The 25344-nt window shown below is 65.4% G+C and carries 23 protein-coding genes; 14 read left to right on the plus strand and 9 right to left on the minus strand.

Features of this window, described 5'->3' with window-relative positions; genetic code table 11:
* Positions 1 to 45: 45 nt before the first annotated feature.
* Both bhcB and bhcA read right to left on the minus strand, forming a co-directional pair.
* Positions 46 to 1020, minus strand: coding sequence for a beta-hydroxyaspartate dehydratase BhcB (gene bhcB, locus ACQY5B_RS14075; protein WP_305971877.1), 975 nt, complete (start codon positions 1018 to 1020; stop codon positions 46 to 48).
* Between the two features lie 10 nt (positions 1021 to 1030).
* Entirely contained in the window at positions 1031 to 2221 is a 1191-nt protein-coding gene (bhcA, locus tag ACQY5B_RS14080) for an L-aspartate--glyoxylate aminotransferase BhcA (protein WP_420324786.1), read from the minus strand.
* 178 nt (positions 2222 to 2399) lie between these two features.
* Between bhcA and bhcR the strand changes: the two genes are divergently transcribed.
* Positions 2400 to 3221 carry an HTH-type transcriptional regulator BhcR gene (bhcR, locus tag ACQY5B_RS14085; RefSeq protein WP_305971875.1) on the plus strand — a complete coding sequence of 274 codons (822 nt, stop codon included), beginning with the start codon at positions 2400 to 2402 and terminating at the stop codon, positions 3219 to 3221.
* A gap of 57 nt (positions 3222 to 3278) precedes the next feature.
* Here bhcR and kynU read toward each other — a convergent pair whose 3' ends face one another.
* Together kynU and ACQY5B_RS14095 are read right to left on the minus strand one after the other, a co-directional pair.
* Positions 3279 to 4469, minus strand: coding sequence for a kynureninase (gene kynU, locus ACQY5B_RS14090; protein WP_420324785.1), 1191 nt, complete (start codon positions 4467 to 4469; stop codon positions 3279 to 3281).
* The gene (locus tag ACQY5B_RS14095; RefSeq protein ID WP_420324784.1) at positions 4466 to 5326 is read right to left on the minus strand and encodes a tryptophan 2,3-dioxygenase; all 861 of its coding nucleotides are present in this window, start codon (positions 5324 to 5326) and stop codon (positions 4466 to 4468) included. The genes kynU and ACQY5B_RS14095 overlap by 4 nt, the downstream gene beginning before the upstream one ends.
* A gap of 273 nt (positions 5327 to 5599) precedes the next feature.
* On the opposite strand from ACQY5B_RS14095, the gene ACQY5B_RS14100 reads away from it, so the two are divergent.
* The 13 genes from ACQY5B_RS14100 to ACQY5B_RS14160 all read left to right on the plus strand — a co-directional run bounded on the left by ACQY5B_RS14100 (position 5600) and on the right by ACQY5B_RS14160 (position 19661).
* Positions 5600 to 6925 carry a serine/threonine-protein kinase gene (locus ACQY5B_RS14100; protein ID WP_420324783.1) on the plus strand — a complete coding sequence of 442 codons (1326 nt, stop codon included), beginning with the start codon at positions 5600 to 5602 and terminating at the stop codon, positions 6923 to 6925.
* 16 nt (positions 6926 to 6941) lie between these two features.
* Positions 6942 to 7835: an FHA domain-containing protein gene (locus ACQY5B_RS14105; RefSeq protein ID WP_420324782.1), complete on the plus strand. Its 894-nt coding sequence runs from the start codon at positions 6942 to 6944 to the stop codon at positions 7833 to 7835.
* Positions 7828 to 8721 (plus strand): PP2C family protein-serine/threonine phosphatase, encoded by an 894-nt coding sequence (locus ACQY5B_RS14110; protein WP_420324781.1) that lies wholly within the window; start codon positions 7828 to 7830, stop codon positions 8719 to 8721. The genes ACQY5B_RS14105 and ACQY5B_RS14110 overlap by 8 nt, the downstream gene beginning before the upstream one ends.
* Positions 8718 to 9836, plus strand: a complete 1119-nt coding sequence (locus ACQY5B_RS14115) for a hypothetical protein (protein WP_420324780.1) — start codon at positions 8718 to 8720, stop codon at positions 9834 to 9836. Before ACQY5B_RS14110 ends, ACQY5B_RS14115 begins: the two co-directional genes overlap by 4 nt.
* Positions 9837 to 9883: 47 nt before the next feature.
* Positions 9884 to 11863 (plus strand): dynamin family protein, encoded by a 1980-nt coding sequence (locus ACQY5B_RS14120; protein ID WP_420324779.1) that lies wholly within the window; start codon positions 9884 to 9886, stop codon positions 11861 to 11863.
* Positions 11860 to 12720 carry a P-loop NTPase family protein gene (locus tag ACQY5B_RS14125; RefSeq protein WP_420324778.1) on the plus strand — a complete coding sequence of 287 codons (861 nt, stop codon included), beginning with the start codon at positions 11860 to 11862 and terminating at the stop codon, positions 12718 to 12720. Before ACQY5B_RS14120 ends, ACQY5B_RS14125 begins: the two co-directional genes overlap by 4 nt.
* 74 nt (positions 12721 to 12794) lie before the next feature.
* The gene (locus ACQY5B_RS14130) at positions 12795 to 13136 is read left to right on the plus strand and encodes a hypothetical protein (protein WP_305971866.1); all 342 of its coding nucleotides are present in this window, start codon (positions 12795 to 12797) and stop codon (positions 13134 to 13136) included.
* Positions 13133 to 13918 carry a hypothetical protein gene (locus tag ACQY5B_RS14135; protein WP_420324777.1) on the plus strand — a complete coding sequence of 262 codons (786 nt, stop codon included), beginning with the start codon at positions 13133 to 13135 and terminating at the stop codon, positions 13916 to 13918. The genes ACQY5B_RS14130 and ACQY5B_RS14135 overlap by 4 nt, the downstream gene beginning before the upstream one ends.
* A gap of 196 nt (positions 13919 to 14114) precedes the next feature.
* Positions 14115 to 15731, plus strand: coding sequence for a peptide ABC transporter substrate-binding protein (locus ACQY5B_RS14140; protein ID WP_420324776.1), 1617 nt, complete (start codon positions 14115 to 14117; stop codon positions 15729 to 15731).
* Between the two features lie 132 nt (positions 15732 to 15863).
* On the plus strand, positions 15864 to 16793 hold the full coding sequence (locus ACQY5B_RS14145; protein WP_420324775.1) for an ABC transporter permease subunit: 930 nt from the start codon (positions 15864 to 15866) through the stop codon (positions 16791 to 16793).
* Positions 16790 to 17725, plus strand: coding sequence for an ABC transporter permease (locus ACQY5B_RS14150; RefSeq protein ID WP_420324774.1), 936 nt, complete (start codon positions 16790 to 16792; stop codon positions 17723 to 17725). The genes ACQY5B_RS14145 and ACQY5B_RS14150 overlap by 4 nt, the downstream gene beginning before the upstream one ends.
* Positions 17722 to 18675, plus strand: coding sequence for an ABC transporter ATP-binding protein (locus tag ACQY5B_RS14155; RefSeq protein WP_305971862.1), 954 nt, complete (start codon positions 17722 to 17724; stop codon positions 18673 to 18675). Before ACQY5B_RS14150 ends, ACQY5B_RS14155 begins: the two co-directional genes overlap by 4 nt.
* Positions 18672 to 19661 carry an ABC transporter ATP-binding protein gene (locus ACQY5B_RS14160; protein ID WP_420324773.1) on the plus strand — a complete coding sequence of 330 codons (990 nt, stop codon included), beginning with the start codon at positions 18672 to 18674 and terminating at the stop codon, positions 19659 to 19661. The genes ACQY5B_RS14155 and ACQY5B_RS14160 overlap by 4 nt, the downstream gene beginning before the upstream one ends.
* A 7-nt stretch (positions 19662 to 19668) precedes the next feature.
* Here ACQY5B_RS14160 and ACQY5B_RS14165 read toward each other — a convergent pair whose 3' ends face one another.
* The 5 genes from ACQY5B_RS14165 to ACQY5B_RS14185 all read right to left on the minus strand — a co-directional run bounded on the left by ACQY5B_RS14165 (position 19669) and on the right by ACQY5B_RS14185 (position 25269).
* Positions 19669 to 20466 carry a glutathione S-transferase family protein gene (locus tag ACQY5B_RS14165; protein ID WP_420324772.1) on the minus strand — a complete coding sequence of 266 codons (798 nt, stop codon included), beginning with the start codon at positions 20464 to 20466 and terminating at the stop codon, positions 19669 to 19671.
* Between the two features lie 105 nt (positions 20467 to 20571).
* Positions 20572 to 22098: an aldehyde dehydrogenase (NADP(+)) gene (locus tag ACQY5B_RS14170; protein WP_420324771.1), complete on the minus strand. Its 1527-nt coding sequence runs from the start codon at positions 22096 to 22098 to the stop codon at positions 20572 to 20574.
* Positions 22099 to 22112: 14 nt separating this feature from the next.
* Positions 22113 to 23660, minus strand: a complete 1548-nt coding sequence (locus ACQY5B_RS14175) for a UxaA family hydrolase (protein WP_420324770.1) — start codon at positions 23658 to 23660, stop codon at positions 22113 to 22115.
* The gene (locus tag ACQY5B_RS14180) at positions 23636 to 24361 is read right to left on the minus strand and encodes a ribonuclease activity regulator RraA (protein WP_305971652.1); all 726 of its coding nucleotides are present in this window, start codon (positions 24359 to 24361) and stop codon (positions 23636 to 23638) included. The genes ACQY5B_RS14175 and ACQY5B_RS14180 overlap by 25 nt, the downstream gene beginning before the upstream one ends.
* Positions 24362 to 24372: 11 nt before the next feature.
* Positions 24373 to 25269 carry a dihydrodipicolinate synthase family protein gene (locus tag ACQY5B_RS14185; protein WP_420324769.1) on the minus strand — a complete coding sequence of 299 codons (897 nt, stop codon included), beginning with the start codon at positions 25267 to 25269 and terminating at the stop codon, positions 24373 to 24375.
* Between the last annotated feature and the right edge of the window lie 75 nt (positions 25270 to 25344).

The raw sequence follows: 25344 nt of genomic DNA on the forward strand, positions 1-25344 counted from the left end.
CGGGGGATTCCCCGCCCCAGATGCGGTCCACGGCGGGCCCCTGCGTCAGGTCTTCATCCACGGCAACCGGTCCAGGTCGACGTTGCCACCGGTGATGACGATGCCCACACGCTGGCCGGCGTAGACCTCGGGGTTCTTCAGGATCACCGCCAGCGGCACGGCGCAGCTGGGTTCCATGACGATGCGCAGATGCTTCCAGATGATCTTCATCGCGTCGATGATTTCCTGCTCGGATACGGTCTGGATATCGGTCACGAAATGCGACACGAAATGCCAGGTGTTCTCCTTCAGCGGCACCTTCAGCCCGTCGGCGATGGTGTCCGGCGCGTCATCAGCGATGATGTGCCCGGCCTTGAAACTGCGGTATGCGTCATCGGCCTGTTCCGGCTCGGCGGCGTAGATCTTCACCTCTGGCGCCAGGTTCGACAGGGTCAGACAGGTACCAGAGATCATGCCGCCGCCGCCGATGGGTGCCACGACCGCGTCCAACCCGTCCACCTGCTCCAGCATCTCGGCCGAACAGGTCGCCTGGCCACAGATCACGCGCGGGTCGTTGTAGGGATGGACAAATTCGCCACCTGTCCGTTCCTGCACCTGTGCAAAAACCTGTTCGCGAGAGGTCGTCGAAGGCTCACACTCGGTGATGATCCCGCCATAGCGGCGCACCGCGTCCTTCTTGGCCTGCGGCGCAGTACGCGGCATGACCACGTTACAGGGGATGCCCCGCCGACCCGCGGCATAGCTGAGGGACAAGGCGTGGTTGCCCGAACTGTGGGTGCAGACGCCGCGCTCCGCTGCCTCGTCCGAGAGACCGAAGACCGCGTTGCAGGCGCCCCGCACCTTGAAGGCACCCGCTTCCTGGAAGTTCTCGCATTTGAAGAACAGCTCTGCGCCGGTCAGATCGTTCAGGTACTGAGACTGCAGAACCGGCGTGCGGTTGATATGCGGCCGGATGCGCTCATGCGCGGCGCGCATGTCCTCGATGGTCAGCGCCTCGGCCAGGGTCATCGCGTCAAGCATCTTTGCCTCCTCAGGCTGCGGATTTCAGCGCCGCAACGCGGCTGGTCCGATAATATTCCTGTGCCGCAGCGACACCGCTGCCCAGGGTGATCGGGTAGTTCAGATCAGCCATCGCCATCTCGATCGTGGCAAGACCTGACAGGACCATGACATCGGTCAGGCTGCCCAGGTGCCCGATGCGAAAGGCCTTGCCGTCCAGCTGCCCCAGGCCCACGCCAAAGGACACCTTGTAGGCGCGGTAGGCGTGATCCGTCAGCGCATTGCTGTCGAACCCCTCGGGGACATAGACCGCGCTGACAGTGTCAGAATACAGGTCCGGCGACTTGGCGACCAGCTTCAGGCCCCAGGCATCGACCGCGCGGCGCACGCCCTCGGCCAGGCGGAAATGGCGCGCATAGACGTTCTCCAGCCCTTCTTCAAAGAGCATGTCCAGGCTTTCGCGCAGGCCATAAATCAACTGCAGCGGCGGCGTGTAAGGGAAGCCTCCTGTCGCATTGGCCTTCATCATGTCGCGGAAGTCGAAAAATGTGCGCGACAGACCGGCGGTTTCGATCGCCGCCAGCGCCTTGGGCGAAACGCAGAGGATCGCCATGCCGGTCGGCAGCATGAAGCCCTTTTGCGAGCCGCTGACAGCGATATCCACACCCCAGGCATCAAACTCGAAGGGCATCGAGGCCAGCGAGCTGACACAATCGACAAAGAGCATGGCCGGATGATCGGCCCCGTCCAGCGCGCGGCGAACGGCGGCAATGTCCGAACGGACGCCTGTCGCGGTCTCGTTGTGCGTGGTCAGGACGGCCTTGATCTCATGCGCCTTGTCAGCGGTCAGGATCTCGGCGAATTTTCCGGCGGGAACACCTTCGCCCCAAGGGGTCTCGACGATCTGAACGTCAAGTCCGTGGCGCTGGCAGAGGTCGATCCACTTGTTCGAAAAGACGCCATAGCGACCGACCAGGATCTTGTCGCCGGGGCTCAGCGTGTTGGTGACCGCCGCTTCCCAGCCGCCCGTGCCGCTGGCCGGAAAGGTGATGATCTTGCCCTCTGTCGACCCAAAGACCTTCTTCGTGTCTTCCAGCACCGGGGCAAAGGTGTCGACGAAATCCGGCGCGCGGTGGTCGCGGGTCTGGATCTGGATCGCGCGACGCAGGCGGTCGGGCATGTTGGTCGGGCCGGGGATGAAAACCGGGTTCTGGTCGGTCATGGCGAGGTCTCCTTCTTGCCACCCAATATCCGCCAACCCCTCGAGTCGTGCAATTTTCTTGAAAAGCTTTTTCACTTCTGTTTTGATGGCAACAAACACATGAAAATGAACAACAATACGTTTTTCATTTTTCACCCTCGCAAATGCATCGAAAAACTTTTTCGAAAGGCACACGCACATGAACAGCCCAAAACGCCCGCGCGGCCGTCCCAAGTCAGCTTTCAAGGAAAGCTCTGCCGGAACGCTGCAGGCGCTGGACCGCGCGCTTGGCGTGCTGACCGCCTTGGCAAGGGATGAAGGCACGACGCTGTCCGACCTCTCGCGCGAGATCGACATTCCCACCGCCACCACCCATCGCATCCTGACGACGCTGGAAAACCACCGTTTCGTGACCTTCGACGAGGAACGCCAGGAATGGGCCGTGGGGATAGAGGCCTGGCGCACCGGCACCGCCTTTCTGAAACGCAACAGCGTGGTCGAGGTCGGCCGCCCCGTCATGCGCCGCCTGATGCAGGAAACCGGAGAGACCGCGAACCTGGCGGTTCCCGACGGGCGCGAGGTGGTCTTTGTCGGCCAGGTCGAGACCCCCAACCCGATCCGGGCCTTCTTTCCGCCCGGCACACGGACGGCCATGCATGCCTCTGGCATCGGCAAAGCGATACTGGCTGCGTTGCGCCCACAGGCACAGCAGCGGTTGATCGAGGACATGGACCTGACGCCCTTTACCGCCAGCACCCATGTCACTCTGTCGGGGCTGACCGTCGACCTGCACAACATCGCCGCGCGGGGCTGGTCGCATGACCGCGAGGAACGGCACGCCGGCATGTCCTGTATCGGGGCCGCCATCCTGAACGACCAAGGAGAGCCCTGCGCGGGGATTTCCGTCTCGGGTCCCACCGCGCGCTTCGACGGGGAACGCATCGCCGATCTGGGCCGCCGCGTGGCCGATGCCGCGCAAGAGATCACCGACCTGTCCGGCGGGGCGATGCGCGACGTCTGATCCTTTGGGGCGTAGCTATCTTATGCCGCTTGCGCGGACCGTCGCAGCCAGAGCGTCTCAGGTCACGCGGGACTTGACCTGGTATTTCGGATCGCGCCAGATTTCGTTGCCCAGCACATCTTCCATCACGTCGACCGCGGCCACCACGTCGCCTTCGTCGATGTAGAGCGGGGTAAAGCCGAAGCGCATGATGTCGGGTGCGCGAAAGTCGCCGATGACGCCCCGGTCGATCAGCGCCTGCATTGCCGCGTAGCCATGTTCGAAGGCAAAGGACACCTGGCTGCCGCGCTGCCCGGCCTCGCGCGGCGAGGCGAGCATCAGCATCGGACAGCGCGCCTCGACTTCGGCGATGAATCTCTCGCAAAGCGCGACAGAGGCCGCGCGCAACTCTCCCATCTCGACCCCGTCCCAGGCATCCAGCGCCGCGTCCAGCACCGCCAATTGCAGGATCGGCGGAGTGCCCACGCGCAAGCGTTCGGTGGACATGGCCGGGCGATAGCCCGGTTCCATCGCGAATGGCGCCGCGTGGCCAAGCCACCCTGACAACGCCGGCTCGACGCTCTCGACGATGTCGGGGCGGGCATAGATGAAGGCCGGCGCCCCCGGCCCGCCGTTGAGGTACTTGTAGCTGCAGCCCACGGCGAATTCGGCATTGCAGGCGGTCACGTCCACCGGCACCGCCCCGGCGCTATGGGCCAGGTCCCAGATCATCACGGCACCTACCGCATGGGCGCGCTCCGTGATCGCCTTCATGTCGTGCATCCGGCCAGAGCGGTAGTCGACCTGGGTCAGCAGGACCACCGCCACGTCGTCGGTGATCGCCTCGGCCACGTCCTCGGGCGCGGGCGTGCGCAGTTCATAGCCCTTGTCGATCGTACCGATCAGGCCCTGCGCCATGTAGAGATCGCTTGGAAAGTTGCCCGCGTCCGACAGGATCACCCGTCGGTCCGGGTTCATCTTCAACGCCGCGGCCAGGGCCTGGTAGACCTTGATAGACAACGTGTCGCCGGTGGCCACGGATCCGGCCGGCGCGCCGATCAACCCGCCGATCCTGTCGCCGACCTTCGCCGGCAGCGCCATCCACTCGGCGGTGTTCCAGGCGCGGATCAGCTCTTGCCCCCATTCGCGGGTCATGACCTCCTGCACGCGCTCGGTCGCTCCTTTCGGCAGCGGCCCAAGCGAGTTGCCGTCGAGATAGATCACGCCCTCGGGCAGGTCGAACAGGTCCTTGCGCGGCAAAGTTGTCATAGCTCTCCTCTCAGGTGCCAGAGTTCCGGGAACAGCTCGACGCTCAGCATCCGGCGCAGGTAGGCCACGCCAGAGGTGCCCCCGGTGCCGCGCTTGAACCCGATCACCCGCTCCACCGTAGTGACATGGTTGAACCGCCAGCGGCGGAAGTAATCCTCGAGATCGACCAGCTTTTCCGCCAGCTCATAAAGCGTCCAGTAGCGGTCGATATCCTCGTACACGATCTTCCAGCGCGCCTGTATCTCGTCGCGTGCGGCATGGGGACTGTCGAGTTGCGGTGCCGGCATGGCGCCTTCGTCCCCGTCGACAGTGCGAAAGAGCAGCGCGACAACCTCGTCGTAAAAGCTTGGCCGGGCCAGTTCCGTCTCCAGCGCGGCACGGACCTGCGGAAGGTGTTCATGCGGCTTCATCATGTGGGTGTTCCGGTTGCCCAGGATGTATTCGATCATCCGGTACTGATAGGACTGGAACCCCGAAGACGGGCCCAGCGCCTCGCGGAACCGGGTATAATCGGCCGGCGTCATCGTGCGCAGCACGTCCCACTGGTTGTTCAACTGCTCGAAGATCCGACTGACTCGCGCCAGCATCTTGAACATCTTGGGCGTGTCGCCCGTCAGCAAGGCATCCCGCGCCGCGCCCAGTTCATGGATCGCCAGCTTCATCCAGAGTTCAGATGTCTGGTGCTGGATGATGAACAGCAACTCGTCATGCGCGCCGCTGAGGCAATGCTGCTGGTCCAGCAGGCTGTCAATATGCAGGTAATCGCCATAGGACATGGCGTCGGCAAACCCCATCTTGGCGCCATCGCTGGACGGGTCAAAAGCGGTATCGGGGTCTTGATCGCTGGATGTGCTCATTTCCGCGCCACCTTTCGCCAGATCGCGGATCTTGGCAAGACCGCGTAACGTCGGATCACGGCCCCACGGGATCGGTTCCGGACGAAACGCCGCCCCGGCGAAGTGCCGCGATTACCCATAAAAATTGAATTTCCTTCGATCCAAGCGACGCATTTTCGTCCAAATTCAGACACCGCCCGGCCCGCAACGACTGGTGATTTCGGATCTGAACGCACTCTGCACCGCACCCGGCCCCGCCCGCAGCCTGTCCCGTTCGAACAGGAGTATCGAGGTATGACATACCAGTCGCAGATTCCGGTTTCCGAACCCGCCGAGACCCTTGGTGACGGGCTGCCGCCGGGCACGACCCTGTGCAACGGGCAATACACGGTCGAAACCTACCTGAATTCGGGCGGCTTCGGCATCACCTACCTTGCCCGCGACAGCCTTGGACGCCGGGTCGTCATCAAGGAATGCTTCCCCAACGCCATCTGCTGCCGCCGCGGCGAGGACGTTCGCCTGCGGTCTAGAAGCTACGACATGGACTTTACCCGCGCGGTCGAGCTGTTCCAGAAAGAGGCGCGCGCGCTGGCGCAACTGCAACACCCCAACATCGTCGGCGTGCACCAGATCTTCGAGGCCAACGGCACCGCTTACATGGCGCTGGATTTCGTCGAGGGCACCGATCTCTTCGACCTGCTGGACCAGCATCCCGACGCGCTGACGCCCGAGGCGGTGCGCGAACTGGCAGTCCTGCTGTTGCAGGCGCTGAGCTATGTGCACCGTAACGGCATTCTCCATCGCGACATTTCCCCGGACAACATTCTGCTGGACACGATGGGCACGCCGGTCCTGATCGATTTCGGCGCCGCACGGCAAAGCGCGACACAGGCCAGCCGCGTGCTGTCGCGGGTCCACACCGTCAAGGACGGCTATTCCCCGCAGGAATTCTACATCACCGGCAGCGCGCAATCGCGGTCAAGCGATCTCTATGCCCTGGCCGCTACCTTCGTGCACCTGATCGAGGGCAGCCCGCCGCCGAACAGCAGCCTGCGACTGGCAGCGGTCGCCGAACAGCGGCCAGATCCCTTCCGTCCTCTGTCGGGCAGGTTCCCGCAGCACGACCCGCGCCTTCTGGCTGCCATAGACCGCTGTCTGAACCTGTTTTCCAAGGACCGGCTGCAAAGCGCCGACGAATGGCTGGATGTGCTGGCGGGGCGGCGCCCGTCGCTGTTGGCGCCGTCCACCGTGACGCAGACGGTCGGGGCGGCCCCGGACACCGTCCCCGTTGACCCGGAGATCGAGACCAAGATCGCCGAGATGGTGGCCATCAACCGCGCCGCCATCGCGGAAGACGATGTCGAGCGCATCGCGCCCGTCAAGCGCGCGCCCCGTCCCGATCCCGAAGAGGCGAAACGCGCCGCCGAGCGCGAATACTGGGCGATCCTGAACGAGGATCCCGCCGACTGGGTCCGCGAAGCCGCACCGGAGCAGCCGACAGAAGAAACCGCAAACGCAGAGCAAGCCCCGCCACCACCGCGCCGCCGCCGTTTCCTGCTGAGCGCGCTTTTGCCGTGGTCGGGCCGTGGCCAGCGGCGGACGCTGGAAACAAACCTTTGAGGAAAGGGTGAAGGACATGCAGGGTATCAAGAACCTGATCGCGCGGAGACGCCCGGTTTCCGACCCGGCGCTGGACGCGCCTTTGCAAGAGGCGCCCGCGCGCGATCCCTGGGACGATCTTGCCGAGCGCTTCGAGGGAGGACAAGACCTGCGAAACTGCGACATCGACAGCGCCCGCGCCGCGCGCAACCATGTGCCCCGCCCGGAACGGCCGCAACCGTCGCCGCGGCAGGAATGGGCCGCGCCGGCGGCGCCGGATCCGGTGGATCTGCCATCTCTCGATCCAGAGGCAGACGCCCTTCCCAGCCCAAGGATCTGGGACCTGGACCCGGACAGCCCCGAAGACTCCGCTGCGCCGTCACCCGCCAGCCCGGCACCCTCGGCGCTGGCGCGCAGCGCCTCCGAAATGGGGTCGGATCCTTCCGAGGCGCCCAGGCCCGGTTCACAGCGGGTCAAGACACGACTGCTGGGGTTTCATTCCGACCCCGCCGGCCCGGATCCGCTGGCCGCACCCGCCGCAAGCGCGCCCAGCGCCGAACCCTTCTTCCCGATCGGCTGGATCGTCGTGGTCGACGGACCGGGCCGCGGTGCCAGTTTCACGCTGACCGCTGGCCTGTCGACATTGGGACGCGACCCGGATCAGACCGTGACGCTGGATTTTGGTGATACCGCCATTTCTCGCGACCGCCATGTGGCCATCGCCTACGACGAGGACGACAACCGCAGCTATATCGGCCACGGCGGCAAGGCCAATATCGTGCGCCTCAACGACAAGCCCCTGCTCAGCACCGAGGAACTGCATGATGGCGACACGATCCGCATCGGCAAAACCGTGCTGCGCTTCGTGGCCTTCTGCAGTGACGGCATGTCATGGACCGCTCCCGACAGCGGGGCGCAGGACAATGGATGAGCTGGCCACCGACGTGGCCTCGGGCCAGCACCTGGGGCGCCGCAGCCGACAAGAGGATGCGCTGATCGCACAGTTCCCAGAGGGCGGCTTGCCCGGACTGGCCGTATTGTCGGACGGCATGGGTGGTCATGATGACGGCGACCTCGCCAGTCGCATCCTGGTGAGCGAGATGTTCGCCGAGATGTACCTGGCGGCGGCCCGTGCACCCGACGGCGGCGACCCCGGTTTTCACGCCGCGCTGGACAGCGCCAATGCCCGCCTGAAACAGCATATCGACGCAGATTGCATCAGTGCCGACACCGGCGGGACGCTGGTGGCGCTGCGCGTGGACGACGGCCGGCTGCGCTGGCTGTCCGTCGGGGACAGCCCGCTGTACCTGTTTAGAGACGGCGCGTTGCGGCGGCTGAACGTATTGCATTCGATGGGGGCACAACTGGATCTCATGGCGGCACGCGGCGCGATTGCGCCCGAGGCCGCCCGCGAGCATCCGCAACGCCATTGCCTCACCTCCGCTGTCACTGGTCAGAGCGTGCCCTTGGTCGATTGCCCGGCAGAAGCCTTGGCGCTGGAACCCGGGGATATCGTCCTGTTGGCCAGTGACGGGTTGAACGTGCTCGATCCGACCGAGATCGCGCGAGTCCTGCGAGGGCGCCCACAGGCGGGCAGCTCCGCCTTGACCCGCGCCCTGCTGGCGGCGGTCCGGGACAAACAGGTCGCCCATCAGGACAATGTCTCTTTGGTGGTGATCCGTATGACCCCCGCTCCTGACAGCGCAACCGCCCGCCGACAAGCGCGCCACACCGGACAATTGGCCGCGCGCCTGCCACGCCTCGGGATCGCCGGATTGACCGGCCTGATCCCCGTCAAACGGAGGGCCGGATCGTGACTCCCCTGCCCTCCGATCATGCGGACACAGTTGCCGGACTGCAGGCACTCTGCGCTGACGCGCGCCTTTCCGCCAAGGCGCAGGCTAGTTGCGCCGCGCTGGTCCGAAAGCTGGCGGCGCCGGTGCGCATCGGCCTGCTGGGCTTGCCCGGCGCCGGGAAACGGGCCGTCCTGGCAGCGCTTGGCGGACTGCCACCCGACCTCGTGGAGCAGCCGCTGCCAACGCTCGAGCTGTCGCAAGGTTCCGCAGCCCGGACCAGTGCCATGCTGCCTGACGGCAGCAGGATCGGGGGCGAGGGCCTGCCAACGCCGGACCTGCTTGCTCAGGGCCCTGTCTTCCTGCAGATCACAACGCCCGAACCTGCCCTGTCGGGCCGTCAGCTATTGTTGCTCGTCACCGATACCAGCGCCTCGGACCTGCGCGCCGGCCTGTCCTGGGCAGCTTCGCGCGTCGACCTTGCGCTCTGGTGTTCCCGCGATTGGAACGATTTCGAACGCGACCTCTGGCAGGCGGCGCCGGATCGCCTGCACAACCACGCGCTGCTGGTCCAGACCGGCGACCGTCCTTCCAAGTCGCCCGGCGCGGGGTTTGACGGACAGTTCCACGTAAACCCCGTCGCCGCAAGGGGACTGGCCCCGCTGGTCGCCCATCTGGACCAGGTGATCGAGGACGCCAGCCTGCAAGACATTCACGCCGCCCAGATGCTGCTGCACCGCTATGGCACGCCCGCGCAGCGTGCCCGCTCCGAAGAGCAGGCGCGGACCGCAGAGGTCATCCCGCATCCCGCCACGCTGCCGCCCGAGGCCGCGCGCGACCTTGCCCGCGTCTTTCACGCGGTGCGCGACGCTGCAGACGGCCTCGCCGCGACCCTTGGGGGCGGTTGCGACGACGACACCCTGTTTGGCGCCTTCGACGAGGCATTCGCCAACCTGGCCGAAAAAGCCGCCGGGGCCGAAAGCCTGCAGGAACATCTGCCCGACCTGGTGGCCCGGTTCGACGAGGCTCAGGACCTGGCTCTGCTGCTGCGGATCGAGGGCGGGACCGAGCAATTGGCCGATGCGGCGCAGTTGTTGCTGCAGGTTCGGCAGGATGTCGAGCAGCACATGGCCGCCTGACGGCCTCCGAAGATGCCGCAAGAGGATATCCAGGTGAGACAAGACGTATGACACAGGTTTCGACGGATCCGATCGCAACGCCCCCCAAGGCCTTCGACGGCTTTTCCGCCCTTGCGGAACGGCTGGCCGATCTCGACATGCGTTTTGCCGAAATGGCGCAAGGCAGCGAGGAGAGCATCGCCCACCAGGCTCGCGAGCACCGCCGCCAGATCCGTGCCTTCGAACCTTCGGTGACCTTCATCGGGCAGGTCAAGGCGGGCAAGACCACTCTGGTCAACGCGCTCACCGGCTGGCCGGACCTCTTGCCCGCGGACGTGAATCCCTGGACCTCCGTCGTGACGTCGCTGCACATGTCGCCGCAACTGAAACCGCAGGATCGCCGCGCTGCCTTTCGGTTTTTTACCAACGAGGAATGGGACCACCTGATCCGCCAGGGGGGCCGGGTCGGCGAAATCGCCGCGCGGGCCGGGGCGGACACGGAACTGGAAAAGGTCCGCGCGCAACTGGACGAGATGCGCGAGAAATCCAAGGCAAGGCTGGGGCGCAAGTTCCAGATGCTGCTTGGGCAGACCCATGACTACGACACTTTCGACCAGGAGTTGATCCAGCGCTACGTCTGCCTGGGCGACGATTTCTGGGAAGAGGCGGACGGCAGCCCCGACCAGGGCCGGTTCGCCGATATCACCAAGTCGGCGGATCTCTGGTTCGCAGGACCGGACCTGCCTCTTGGCTTGTGCATCCGTGACACGCCGGGCGTCAACGACACCTTCTTGATCCGCGAACAGATTACCATCAACGCGCTGCGCGGCAGCCGGCTTTGCGTGATGGTTCTGTCCGCGCAACAGGCCCTGTCCTCGGTGGATCTTGGCCTGATCCGGCTGATCTCGAACGTGAAATCGCGCGACGTCATCATCTTCGTGAACCGTATCGACGAACTGGCGGACCCCGTGACCGCCGTACCCGAGATCCGCGCCAGCATCCTTGCCACCCTGCGCCGCTTCGATGGTCCGCAGGAGGCCGAGATCATCTTCGGTTCTGGCTACTGGGGCCATCACGCCGTGGCGGGCCGCCTGGACGACCTGGGCACCGACAGTGCCGCGACGCTGGTCAGCTGGGCCGAAGCACATGTCAACAGCAAACTGGCCCACCTGCCCGCGCAGGAGATTATCTGGCAGCTTTCCGGCCTGCCCACCCTTGGCGATGCCATTGCCCAGCGGGTCGAACAGGGGATGGGCGCACGCCTGGAACAGACCCTGGATGTGGCACTGGACAACCTGCAAACGGGCAAGACGGCCATTGGGTCCCGCAATGGGTGCGATACGTTCGAGCCTCGGCAATTGACAATGACCCCGCCGGACATCGCCCACCAGCTCGACCGGATCGAAGATCGCGCCTGTGCGGCACTGGAGGCCCACCTTGCCCGGATGCACGAGGCCTTTGCCAACCGGTCCGACAATGCCCGCCGCGCCTTCCTCGGGCGGGCAACCGCGTCCCTGGTCAAGCACCTCGAACATTATGGCGAAGGCGAGGTCTGGACCTACGATCCCTCGGGCCTGCGGATGCTGTTGCGCAGCGCCTACAAGGTCTTTGTCCAGGGCGCCGGGAAGGCCGGAACAGAGGTCCTGTCCGGGGCGGCCGAGGACATCGGCGCACTCTACCGAACGGCCTTCGCACTGGAGACCGAGGGGCCCGCGATCAAGCCGCCGCCACTGCCCTCGGCCCCCGCACCGATCAGCCTTGGCCAGACCATCGCGCTGGACCTTAGGGGCAGCTGGTGGGCGCGGTTCTGGCGGCGTCAACGCGGCTATCACGCCTTTGCCGACGACTTTTCGCGCCTGATCCACGAAGAAACCAAGCCGGTGGTCGAAGCCCTGCACCACCAATGTGCCGCGCCCTTCTCGCAAGAGCTGCGCAAGACGCTGAGCGGGTTCATCCAGGGCCAGCGCGAGATCCTGACCGGCCTGGCCCAGGACAGCGCCTCCCACGCCCCAGCCCCCCAGAACCAACAGCAGAGGTCCGCATCATGACAGACGATCGTCCCACCGACCCGAGCGCCCGAAAGCCACGCGTCGCCCTGATGGGAGAATTCAGCGCGGGCAAGAGCACCCTGGCCAACCTGCTCCTGGGTCAGGACAGCTCTCCGGTACAGGTCACCGCCACGCAGCTGCCGCCGGTCTGGTATCAACTGGGCACCCCCGGTGCCCGACGCATCGGCCAGGACGGCAGCGCGACGCCCCTGCCCGCCGATGACTGGTCCGCGGTATCGCCCGAGGATACCCGGATGATCCAGGCCCAATTGGACGCGGATATCCTGCAAGCCTGCGACCTGATCGACCTGCCCGGGACCTCGGATCCGAACATGGCACCGGATTTCTGGGATGCCTTCCTGCCCAAGGTCGACCTGGCGATCTGGTGCACGCCGGCCAACCAGGCCTGGCGCCAGTCCGAGGCGGCCCTCTGGGAGCAGGTTCCGCCACAACTCTGGACAAAGAGCCTGCTTCTGATCACCCGCATCGACAAGATGCAGGCAGAACGGGACCGGGCGCGGGTCTTTGCACGGGTCCGGGCCGAGGCCGGGGCGCTGTTCCGCGACGTGCTGCCGATCTCGCTGACCGGCGCGCTGGCGGGTCGTGACAACGACGACGTGCTGGAGGCAACCGGCGCCGCCGCCCTGGTCCGTTTTCTGTGCCATGCTCTCGAAGGATTGGAGCCGCCTGCCCCGGTGGAGACACCGCGCGCCACCGCCCCAACGCCACCGGCCAGCCGGTCCCGGCCCGCGGCACCTTCCGCCGGCAGCGGCACCGAGCCGAGGATCGTGCCCCGCCGTATCACGCGCAGCAAGTCGCAGGGCGCCCGATCAAGGCCCGAACACCGTCACGCCTGATCACCGGAAGACGTCCGGAGGTAAGGCGACCTTAACCCGCCGCGGGTCATGACTGGGGCAGCAGAGGCTACCCGATGACCCGTGACGATCTTGCCCGGTTCCGTGCCGGTTTCGCCCATTGCGAACTGGTGATGCTCGCCGACACCGCGGCGCGCACCGTCCTGACTTTCGACAGCGCCATCCACCAGGGACAGGAACGCCTCGACGATCTCTGTGCAACGGCCTGCGCCCTGTTCCGTGCGGACCTGCCCGTCAGCGGCATGGCCCTTCTGAGCGGCCCCCGTGGCAGCCGATTGTTCCTGCAAATGCCCCAAGAGCCGAGTGAGGTGATCTGTGCGGTGCTCGGTCCCCGGGCCGACCTGCCCGCGATTTGCGCTGCTGCGGGGCAACTTGGCGATCCGGAAAGCATGACATGACCGACCATCGCTCGATTGCAACCATCCTGGCGCGGGCGGCGGCCCTAGGCGCCGACAGCCATTCCCTGGCCGCCGCTTCGGCAGAAGAGGCGCAGGGCTTTGTCCTCGACGCCATCGCGGCCTGCATTGCGCCGCGCGAACTGACAATCCTCGACGGCGGGATCCCCTTGTTGCGGCTGGAGGCGGCGTCTGGACAGTTGTCGCGCATCGTCGAGCTACCGGACAATGCCCCGGCAGAGGCGCAGGCCCTGTCTGGCAAACCTCTGAAATTCTCGGAGGTGGAGGCCGTGGCCCGGACCTTGGCCCGGTTGCTGCCCGGCGACCAAAGGTTGCAATGCAGGTCCACCCCGCCCCTGCGCCCCCCGGATCCCGCGCACTCCGGCATTGCCAGCGATGCGCTTTGCCGGCAGCTTGGGCTGGCTTTGCCGGACGCAGTGATCCCGGACCGTTGGGCCTATCTCCTTGCCGCAGCGGAAGAGGTTTTGGTCGCTGTCATCGAACCGGGACACCCGACCCGGCAGTTCCGTCCGAGCCGGCCCATTCCCGGCACCTTGGAAAGGCAGCTACAGACCCTTCTGGAACCCCCGTCCCCAGCCGCCAACATCCTGAACGGAAATGAAATACTCTTCTTCATTCTTGCCAGCGATCCGGATCTGGCCATCGGGTTGGCGCGGGACAGGTCCCACCCTCGCGCCCTTGTCATAGAGGCCGAGGCAATGGCGGATGTTGCTGCTTTCTGGGCCGGTCTCCCGCATGTTCCAATCGCCTGCGCCCCTGACTGACACGTCTGAAGCAACGAGTGGGCATGGCCGTGGCATCAAACCGCCACCTCGCTGCCTGATCGCCCCTTGACCTTCCACCACGTTTCACCCCACGGTTGTCCGGCCGACGGGCCTGCGGGCAGCCAGAAAAAGCCTTTGCAAGGTCCTGCAACTCGGGCACGCTTTGCCGCGAGAACATCCAACCCTGGGGAGAACCATGAAATATCGTTCCGCGATTGTTCCATTTCTTTTGTCGACCACTCTGATGACGGCCGGTTTTGCCGCCGACGTCCCCGAGGGCACCCAACTGGCAGCCGACCAGACCTTCACCTACCGCGTGCTCGACGAATTCTCCTCTTTCGACCCGCAGGTGGTCGAGGATGTGAACGGCTCCGAAGTGGTGCGTGATCTCTTCGAAGGGCTCTACAACCAGAACGCCGACGGCGAGATCGTGCCGGGCGTCGCCCTCAGCCACACGGTCAGCGAAGACAACATGACCTATACCTTCACCCTGCGCGACGATGCCAAGTGGTCGGATGGCAAACCCGTCACCGCCGGCGATTTCGTCTATGCCTGGCAGCGCGCGGTGGATCCCGAACTGGCCTCGCCCTACGCCTGGTACATGGAACTGATGTCGATCCAGAACGGCGCCGCGATCATCGCGGGCGAAAAGCCGATCACCGACCTCGGCGTCTCGGCCCCCGACGACCACACGCTGGTGGTGCAGCTGAGCCAGCCGCTGCCCTATTTTGCCAAGATGGTCACGCACGCCACCACCTTCCCGGCGCCGAAATGGGCGATCGAGGAACACGGCCAGGAATGGACCCGCCCTGAGAACATCGTTTCGAACGGCGCCTATGTCCTGACCGAACATGTCCCCAAGGAACGGTCGGTGCGCGAGCGCAACGAGATGTACTGGGACAATGACAAGACCGTGCTGGAACGGGTCGTGACGCTGGTCATCGGCGACGAAGCGCAGGGCCTGACCCGCTGGCGCGCAGGAGAGGTCGACAAGACGGACATTCCCTCCGGCCAGTATCCGGCCCTGAAGGAAGAGTTCCCCGACCAGGCCTATGCCGTGCCGCGGCTGTGCAACTATTACATGACCTTCAATCTCAAGGACGGCCCCGAGCCGTTTCAGGACGTGCGCGTCCGCCAGGCGCTGTCCTACGCGCTGGACCGTGACGTGATCGTCGACCGCGTGCTGCAGGGCGGCCAATTCCCGGCCTATAACTTCACCCCCGGCGCCACCGACGGTTTCGAGGTGCCCGAGATCGACTATGCCAACATGACCCAGGCAGAGCGCGACGCGAAAGCCAAGGAATTGCTGGCAGAAGCGGGGTACGGTCCGGACGGCGACACGTTGTCCTTCACCTATCTCTACAACACCTCCGAAAGCCACCAGCAGATCGGCATCGTGGCCAGCCAGATGTGGAAGCAGAAACTGGGTGTCGAGGTGACGCTGGAGAACCAGGAGTGGAAAGTCTTCCTGGAAACCCGCGGCAACCAGAACTTCGAACTTGCCCGCGGCGCATGGTGCGGCGACTACAACGAGGCCTCCACCTTCCTCGATCTGCTGACATCGCAGTCGGGCTACAACGACGGCAAGTATTCCAACGCCCGCGTCGACGAATTGATGGCAGAGGCCAAATCCTCGCAGGATGCCGGTCCTCTCTACTTCGAAGTCGAAGAGATCCTGTCCCAGGAAATGCCGGTGATCCCGATCTTTCACGCCTCGATCAACATGATGCTGAGCGACCAGATCAAGGGCTGGCCGGTCAACAATGTCGAGCAGAACTGGTACGCCAAGGACCTCTACAAGGTCGCCGAGTAAGCGCCGCGTCGCTTTCCCGCATCCCCCGCCCCGGACTGCATCCGGGGCCTCTGCACGGTTCCACCGGCGCGGGGGCCCCGGGACAGGCCCGGGACGGGGTCACATTGCTCGAACCCCGGATCCGGTTCCCCCATGTTCAACTACACGCTGCGCCGATTGCTGACGGTGATCCCGACGCTCATGGTGCTGATCGTCTTTTCCTTCTACCTGATGCGGCTGGCGCCCGGTGGTCCGTTCACCTCTGAAAAGCCGCTGCCGCCTGCGGTCATGCAGAACGTGCTGGAACGCTACGGCATGGATCAGCCGCTTTATGTCCAGCTCTGGACCTATATCAAGAACATCGTCTTCCACTTCGACTTCGGACCCAGTTTCGCCCAGAAGGATCGAACGGTGAACGACGTGATCGCCCAGGGGTTCCCGGTCACGCTGACCTACGGGTTCTGGTCGGCGGTCTTCGTGTTGGTGCTGGGCATCCCGCTGGGGATCATCGCCGCGCTGCGCCACAACAGCATCTGGGACTACACGATGACAGGGCTTGCCATCTTCTCCCAGATCTTTCCGAATTTCGTTCTCGCCCCGATCCTCGTGCTGCTCTTCACCCTGTCCTGGGGACTGTTGCCCGGGGGGGGCTGGAACGGCGGGCAATGGGAATACATCGTCATGCCCGCCATCGCGCTGGGGACATCCTACATGGCGGGCGTCGCCCGCCTGACACGCGGTTCCATGCTGGAGGTGCTGAACGCGCCCTTTATCCAGACCGCCCGCGCAAAGGGCCTGCCGGAACGAGTCATCATCTGGCGGCATGCGCTGAAACCGGCGCTCTTGCCGACGCTGACCTACATGGGCCCGGTTTTTGTCTACATGATCACCGGATCGGTCTTCATCGACGTCTTCTTTTCCACCGGCGGCATCGGGCAGGATTTCATCGACGGCGCCTATAGCCGCGATTACTCCATGCTTCTGGGGCTGGCGATCCTCTACAGCCTTCTGACCTTTGCCCTGAATCTCATGCTCGACCTGCTTTATGCCTGGATCGACCCCAAGGTGCGGAGCAGCCTGTGACGGACGCCCGTAAACACCTCAACTCCAAGGACTTCGCCGACACCGTCGCCGAAGAGATGATCGTCTCGCGGTCGTTCTGGGCGGATGCCCGGCGCCGCTTCCTGGGACACCGGCTGGCGGTCTTTTCCGTATTCATGCTGCTGGCGCTGGTACTCTTCGCGCTCTTCGGGCATCACCTTGCGCGCTGGAGCTTCGAGGAGATCGACTGGAACGTCCTGGGCAGGATCAAGACCGAAGGCGCCCCCAGCTTGGAAAACGGTCACTGGTTCGGTGTCGACGAACTGGGCCGCGACCTTTATGCCCGCGTCGTCCAGGGCACGCGCACCTCCTTGATGGTCGGCTTTGTCGCCGGTCCGCTGGCGGTGCTGCTGGGGGCCACGCTGGGGGCCCTGGCGGGCTACTTCGGCGGGCGCCTCGACCAGATTATCACCGGGCTCTACACGATCTGGATCTCGATCCCCTACATCATCTTCTTTGTCGTCTGGCAGGCTTTCTTTGGTCGCTCACTGACGCAGATGATCATTGTCATCATCATCGTGAACTGGACCGCCGGCCTCTTGATCGTGCGCGGGCAGGTCATGATGCTGAAACACCGCGAATTCGTCGATGCGGCGCGGATGCTGGGCATGTCCGACCTCGCCATCATCTTCAAGCACCTGGCGCCGAACATCCTCTGGGTGATCGTGATCTATACCTCGATCGTCATCCCCGAGGTCATCATGGCCGAAAGCCTGGTTTCCTTCCTGGGTGTCGGCATTCAGGAGCCGAACACAAGCTGGGGCGCGCTGATCTCAGAGGGCGCGCGGACCATGACCTTCGGCACGCTCTGGCAACTGGCCTTCCCCGCCGCCTTCTTCGTGATCGCCCAGGTCTCGCTGTATTACATCGGCGACGGGTTGCGCGACGCCCTCGACCCCAAGGACCGCCGATGACCCTGCTTTCGGTACAAAACCTCCGGATCCGCTTTCGCACCGGCGACGGTCTGGTGCACGCGGTCAACGATGTCAGTTTCGACATGGCCGAGGGTCAGAAACTTGCGCTTGTGGGCGAAAGCGGCTCTGGCAAGAGCCAGATCGCCCTCGCCATCATGGGTCTGCTGGCAAAAAACGCAGAGATCGACGGGCAGATCCGTTTCGACGAACGTGACCTGCTGACCCTGCCCGCTGCACAGATGAATGCCCTGCGGGCCGCGCAGATCGCGCTGATCTTCCAGGACCCCATGAGCTCGCTCAACCCCTACATGACCATCGAACGCCAGCTCGGCGAGGTTGTGGAACTGCACGAGGGCGCCAGCCGGGCCGAGGCCCGCAAACGTGCGCTGGAGGTCATGGATGCCGTGCGCATCCCCGACGCCAGGAACCGACTGCGCGCCTATCCGCACGAATTCTCGGGCGGGATGCGCCAGCGTATCGTGATCGCGATGGCCCTGATCTGTCGCCCCCGGCTGATCCTCGCCGATGAACCGACCACGGCGCTGGACGTCACCGTGCAGGCGCAGATCATGGCCCTTCTGGACGAGATCCAGCGCGACATGGGCACTTCCGTGCTGCTGATCACCCACGACCTTGGTGTCGTCGCCGGGTTCTGTGACGATACGATGGTGCTCTATGGTGGCCGCGTGATGGAGGCTGCGCCGACCCCCGCGATCTTCGACGCGCCCGGGCATCCCTATACCCGGGGTCTGCTGCGCGCCGTGCCACGGATCACCGAAGGCGATGTCACGCTTTCGGCCATACCCGGAAGTCCGCCGAACCAGACCGCAGCCCCCCGGGCCTGCCCCTTTGCGCCACGCTGCGTCGATGCCATTCCCGCCTGCCACGACGGACTGCCCGAATTCCGCGAGGGCCGCGCCTGCATCCGCCCGGTGGAGGAACTGACATGAGCGATCCCATCCTCTCGGTCAGCGACATGCGCGTGACCTTCCCGGTCCGCCAGGGCCAACGATTTCCCTGGTCGCCGCCTCGGCGCCTGCAGGCGGTCAATGGCGTCGGCTTTGATCTGATGCCGGGCCGGGTGCTGGGCATCGTCGGCGAATCCGGCTGCGGCAAGTCCACCCTGATCCGCGCCATCGCCGGGCTTGGCCCGCATGACAGCGGCACCGTCTCGCTGGACGGCCAACCCATCGACTATGCCCGCCGGGCCGATCTGCAAAGACTGCGCCGGCGAATGCAAATGATCTTTCAGGACCCCATGGCCTCGCTCAACCCGCGCATGACCATCCGCGAGATCGTGGCCGAACCGCTGGTCTACTTCTGCCCCGAGCTGAACAGCCGACAGAGGCGGCAGAAAGTGATCGAGATGCTGGACCGCGTCGGCATCGCCGAACGTAACATGAACCGGTTCCCGCATGAATTCTCGGGCGGACAATGCCAGCGCATCGGCATCGCCCGCGCTCTGATCGCCCGCCCGCAGATCCTGCTTTGCGACGAACCTGTCTCGGCGCTCGACGTCTCGATCCAGGCGCAGGTCATCAACCTTCTCAAGGAGTTGCAGGTGGAGATGGGGCTGACGCTGATCTTTGTCGCCCATGACCTGGGCGTGGTGCGCCACATCTCCGACGATATCCTGGTGATGTACATGGGCGGCATGATGGAAATGGCACCGGCGGCCGATCTGGTGGCGAACCCGCGCCACCCCTACACGCAGGCGCTGCTTTCCGCGGTTCCGGTACCCGATCCCCGCGTGAAACAGCAACCGCAGATCCTGACCGGAGACCTGCCCAGCCCGACGGACCTGCCGCAGGGCTGCCTCTTTCAGTCGCGCTGTCCGAAACGCATCGATGCCTGCGCCCGCACCCGGCCCGACTTGCTGAACCGACAGGGGCGTCAGGTGGCCTGCCTGCTGGAGGACGAAGCGGAGCGGGCCTGACCAGCGGTCAGACCAGCCCCAAATCCGCGTCCGAGGCGCTGCCCGCGTATTTGTCACGCGGCGGCATCGGCCGGTCGCGCCAATGCGGTTCGAAGGCAAAACTGGACACGCTCCGCCCGTCGACCAGCGCCCCGTTGCCCGCCCCGACCGCGTAGTCGTAGTAGAGTTTGACGATCTCCTCTTCGCAGACCTGATCGGTGCCGGGATGCGCCATGCAGGCGCTGCGCCAACGCCGGACACGGTCGTATTCCGGCCCCTCGGGCAGCGAGAAATCCTCGTAATAGTCGAGAAACCAGAAGCGTTTGAACATCGGCGTGAACACCGCCTCGGCCAGGCCGAATTCCCCGAAAAGGAATGGCCCTTCGGGGCTGTGCTCGGACAGGAAACCGTCGATGTCACGGTAAAGACCCAACAGCTTGTCGCGATGCGCTTCCCGCTGATCCCTGTCCTGGTTCAGGACGAACAGATATCCCGCCGTCGTGAAAGGGCCTTCAAGGGCAATCAGCATGGATTCCACTGCATGGTCGAACGGGTCTGCCCGGCGCAATGGGCCGCCCGGCAATACCTCGTCGAGGTAGCGCAGAATGACGAGGCTTTCCTTGAGGATACGCCCCTCGGCTGTTTCCAGCACCGGCAGGGCCGTTGTACCACGGGTCTTGCGCAGCAGCTCGGGATCGCGGGGCTTCGTGATGTCGACCACCCGGAATTCGACCGCATCCGGGGTGCCCCTCAGGGCCAGCAGGATTTCCAGCCGTTGGGAAAAGGGACAGACGGGGATGTGGTAGACGATCGGTCTTTCGGTCATGTTCGGTTCCTTTGGCGTTCTTCCGCCGCAGGATAGCCGTGATCATCTTTTCGAGCACCCCCCGGGGCCCTGCCGGCAATCGGTCAGGGCCCCGGGGCGTTTGAATTATCGCAGGTCGCCGGGCAGCAGGGCGTCGGGGAGGTTCTGGTAGCAGACCGGGCGCAGGAAGCGGCGGATGGCCAGGGTGCCCACCGAGGTCGCGCCGAAGTTGGTCGAGGCCGGGTACGGCCCGCCGTGGACCATCGCGTCGGCCACCTCGACCCCGGTCGGAAAGCCGTTCACCAGCAGCCGCCCGGCCTTGCGCTCCAGCACAGGCATCAGGCGTTGCGCAAGCCCCGTGTCGCCCTCGTCCATGTGCAGCGTCGCCGTCAGCTGGCCCTCGAAACCGCGCGCCAGTTGCTCCATCTCGTCCGGGCCGGATACCCGCACCACAAGACCCAGCGGGCCAAAGACCTCTTCGCCAAGCGCATGATCCTGCAGGTAATGCTCGGCGTCCGTCTCGTAGAGATTGGGCGAGGCATTGCGGCCGTCGCTGTCGGTGGTCAGCACCGGGCGCACCGGGTTGCGCGTGTCGAAGCGCTGTTTACCGTTCTTATACGCCTCCGCGATACCGTCGGTCAGCATGCATTGGGTCGCGACGCCCTTCAGCGCCTCGGCGGCGGCGCTGACAAAGGCGTCGCCGGCCTCCCCCATCTCGACCACGGCGATGCCGGGGTTGGTACAGAACTGCCCGGCCCCCATGGTCAGCGAGGCGGCCCAGCCTTCGCCGATCTGCGCGCCGCGCGCCTTCACCGCCTGCGGAAGCAGGAACATCGGGTTGACGCTGCCCAGCTCGCCGAAAAAGGGGATCGGCTCGGGGCGTTGCGCGCAGAGATCGAACAGCGCCCGGCCGCCGCCGAGCGAGCCGGTGAAGCCCACGGCGCGGATCAGCGGGTGCTGCACCAGCGCCTGGCCCACGTCGCGCTTGCCGCCCTGGATCAGGCTGAAAGTGCCGGGATGGACGCCGGTCTTCTTGATGGCCGCATGGATGGCCTCGGCGACGATCTCGCCGGTGCCGGGATGGGCCGAGTGCCCCTTGACCACCACCGGGCAGCCGGCGGCCAGCGCCGATGCCGTGTCGCCGCCGGCGGTGGAAAAGGCCAGCGGAAAGTTCGAGGCGCCGAAGACCGCGACCGGCCCGATCGGGCGCTGGACCATCTTCAGGTCCGGGCGCGGCAGCGGCTGGCGGTCGGGCAAGGCCGTGTCGTGGCGGCGATCCAGGTAGGCACCGTCGAGGATGTGGCTGGCGAAAAGGCGCAGCTGGCCGGTGGTGCGGCCGCGCTCGCCCTGCAGGCGGGCCTCGGGCAGGCCAGTTTCCTGCGTGCCGATCTCGGTGATCTGCTCACCGCGCGCCTCGATCTCGTCGGCGATGGCATTGAGAAAGGCGGCGCGCTCTTCGCGGCTCGTGTAGCCGTAGGACCAGAAGGCCGCCTCGGCCGCCTCGCAGGCCCGGTCGACCAACGCCGGCGTGCCGACGGAATAGTCATGCGCCGGGCCATGCGCCGGCTCCGAGGTGAAGGTCGTCTCTCCAGAGACCCACTCTCCCGCGATCAGATGACGGCCGTGGGGGGTGAAGCTGCTTTTGTCCAGCATGATCTGTCCTTTCGTTAACCTGTGACCCCGATGGGCCAGGGAGCGAATTCCTCGGCGCCGACACCCAGCGCCTCGCTTTTCGATGTCTCGCCAGAGGCGATGGCCAGGATCCTGTCGAAGATCGCCTCTCCCATCGCGTCCAGCGTTGTCTCGCCGTCGATGACGGCGCCGCAGTTGATGTCCATGTCCCCCGACATGCGCGAGAACATCGGCGTGTTGGTCGCCAGCTTGATCGTCGGCGCCGGAAAGGACCCGAAACAACTGCCCCGACCGGTGGTGAAACAGACGAGGTTGGCGCCGCCTGCGATCTGGCCGGTGGCTGCCACCGGGTCGTACCCCGGCGTGTCCATGAAGACCAGCCCGCGCACCGTGACCGGTTCGGCGTAGCGATAGACCGCCTCTATGCCGGTCATGCCGCCCTTCTTGGCCCCGCCCAGCGATTTCTCGATCACGTTGGCCAACCCACCCGCCTGGTTGCCGGGGCCGACCCCCCCCTGCATCTGGACATCCCTCCCGTCTGTATAGTCCAGCCACCACTTGATCCGGTCGAGAAGCGCGCGGCCCGTCTCCTCGTCCCGCGCCCGCGCCGTCAGGGTGTGTTCGATCCCGTAGAGTTCGGGCGTCTCCGACAGGATCGCGGTACCGCCGTGACGGGCCAGGATATCCACCGCCCTGCCCAGTGCCGGGTTTGCGCTGAGGCCGGAAAACCCGTCCGAGCCACCGCATTGCAGCCCGATCTTGAGATGCGCGGCGGGCTGCGGGCTGCGCATGGCCTTGTTCGCCTCGGGCAGCATCTCGCGCACCGCCGCCTTGCCCGCCTCGATGGCTGCCGCCGTACCGCCGACGTCCTGCATCCGGACCGTGCGCAGCATAAGCCCGGTTTCCAGAGCGGTATCCGCAAAGAACCGTTCCAGCGAGTTGCGCTCGCACCCCAGCGAACAGACCACCGCGCCCGCCATGTTCGGATGCCGGATGTACCCGGCTAGCGTCCGGTGCAGCAGGTCCATCGGCTCACCCGTTGCCTCCATGCCGCACCCCTGATTGTGGATGAAGGGCGCGACGCCGTCGACATTGGGGAACTCGGCCAACCGTTCGTCGTCGAAATAGGCCGCGATCTTGCGCGCAACCGTGGCCGAACAGTTCACCGTGATGAAGACACCGATATAATTGCGCGTGCCTACCCGGCCATCCGCCCGTTCGAAACCCTGGAAGGTTGCGCGCTGATCCTCGGGCAGCAGTTCCGCCGCGATGTAGTCCTTGCCGAAGCGATAGTCTTTCTGGATCTCGTCCACCAGCACGTTGTGCCTGTGCATCCAGGTGCCGGGAGAGATGTCCTCTCCGGCGTAGCCGATCACCGTGGCATATTTCAGCACCGGCGCGCCCTTGGCGATGTGCGACGTGGCCAGCTTGTGGCCCGCCGGCACATCCTGCAGGGCGGTCACCCCTTCCTCCGGGATCTCGGTGCCTGCAGCCAGCGCGATCCGCGCGACAACCACATTGTCGCGCGGGTCAAGGCGGATGACCGGCGCGGCGGGCATCAGCGGTTGTTCGCCTTGCGCCACTCGGCGAACTTCTCGAGGTTTTCCTCCTGGGTGGCCGGGTAGAGGCCGATGATCGTCTGCCCGTTCTGGACCTGTTCGAGCGCGAAATCCTCGTAAGCGGTCATTTCGATGGCCTCGTCCGCGATCTCGTCCGCGAGATGCGCGGGGATGATGATGACGCTGTCATCGTCGCCCACCACGATGTCGCCGGGAAAGACCGGCGCATCGCCGCAGCCGATGGGGACGTTGATGTCGATGGCCTCGTTTGTGGTCAGGTTGGTCGGGCTGGAAGGGCGTGAATGATAAGCCGGCATGTCCAGTTTCGCGATGTTCATGGCGTCGCGAAAGCCACCATCGGTCACGACACCGGCACCGCCCCGCACCATCAGCCGGGTGATCAGGATGTCGCCCGCGCTCGCGGCCTGGGCCGATTTGCGGCTGTCCATGACCATGACGTGCCCGGGCGGGCAGGTCTCGATCGCCTTGCGCTGGGGATGGTCGGGGTTGCGGAACTCGACCAGCTGGTTGCGGTCCTCGCGGGCGGGCATGTAGCGCAGGGTAAACGCGGGCCCGACCATGTTGCGGCCCTTCTGGCCAAGGGGGCGCACGTCCTGGATGACCTGGTGGCGCAGGCCCCGCTTGTAAAGCGCGGTGGCCAGTGTTGCGACGGAAACCTGTTCCAGCTTGGACTTGGTTTCCGGGTTCATCGGGGTGTCACTCATGGATTTGGTCCTCAGATCAGGCCGTTGGTTGTCATGAAAGCGCGCAGGCGGGTCATCTGACTGTCGGTCAGGGGCCAGGCCGCGGGCGGGCGGGCGCTGCCGCAATCCTCGCCCATCAGTTGCAAAGCCGCCTTGACGCCAGGCACGTTGGCGCCGCCCTGGTCCTCGGCACGGATGTCCTCGAAGACCTGCATTTCCGCGATCAGGCGGCGCGCCTCGGCGTAGTCGCCGCCTTCCAGCGCGGTGTTGATCGCCACGGAGCGTTCCGGCCAGACGTTGATCAGGCCCGAGGTAAAGCCGCGCGCGCCCACGGCGTAGAAGGCAGGCGCCCAGACCTCGGCCAGGCCGCCGGTCCAGATGATGTGATCGGGACAGGCGGCGATAGCGGCCTTCAGCTTCATCGGGTTGGGCGTGGCCCATTTGACGCCGACGACGCCCTCGACGTTGCAGAGCGCGGCGATGGCATCGGTGCCGATGGCATCGTTGCGCAGGTAGAGGATGATCGGCAACCCCTGCCCCGCCTCTCGAACCGCGAGGACATAATCGACAAGACCGCGGGGCGCGACGAAGGGATCGGGCGGCTGGTGGATCATCAGGGCCGCGGCGCCAGCGGCGTGCGAGGCCCCGGCCAGGCGCTCCGCGTCGCGCACGCCACGGCCGACACCCGCAACCATCGGCACCCGCCCCGCGATATGAGCCCCGGCGGCCGCGACCATCGCGCAGGCCTCGTCCGCGGTGAGACCATAGAATTCGCCGGTGTTGCCATTGGCAGTCAGGACGTGCACGCCCGCGGCAACCGCCCGATCCACCACCGGCTTTTGCAGGTCCGGCGCGATCTCTCCGGCGCTGTCGAACGGGGTGACGAGAATTCCGGAGACGCCCGTCAGGGCCTGGCTCAATTCGGTCATGTCAAAGCTCCTGAGTCCCGGCCCCCGCCGGGATCGTCTGTCGGCAACAGCCCCGGAACAGGTCCGCGGCCATTG

The organism is Antarctobacter sp. (genome assembly GCF_965277915.1).
Lineage (GTDB): Bacteria > Pseudomonadota > Alphaproteobacteria > Rhodobacterales > Rhodobacteraceae > Antarctobacter.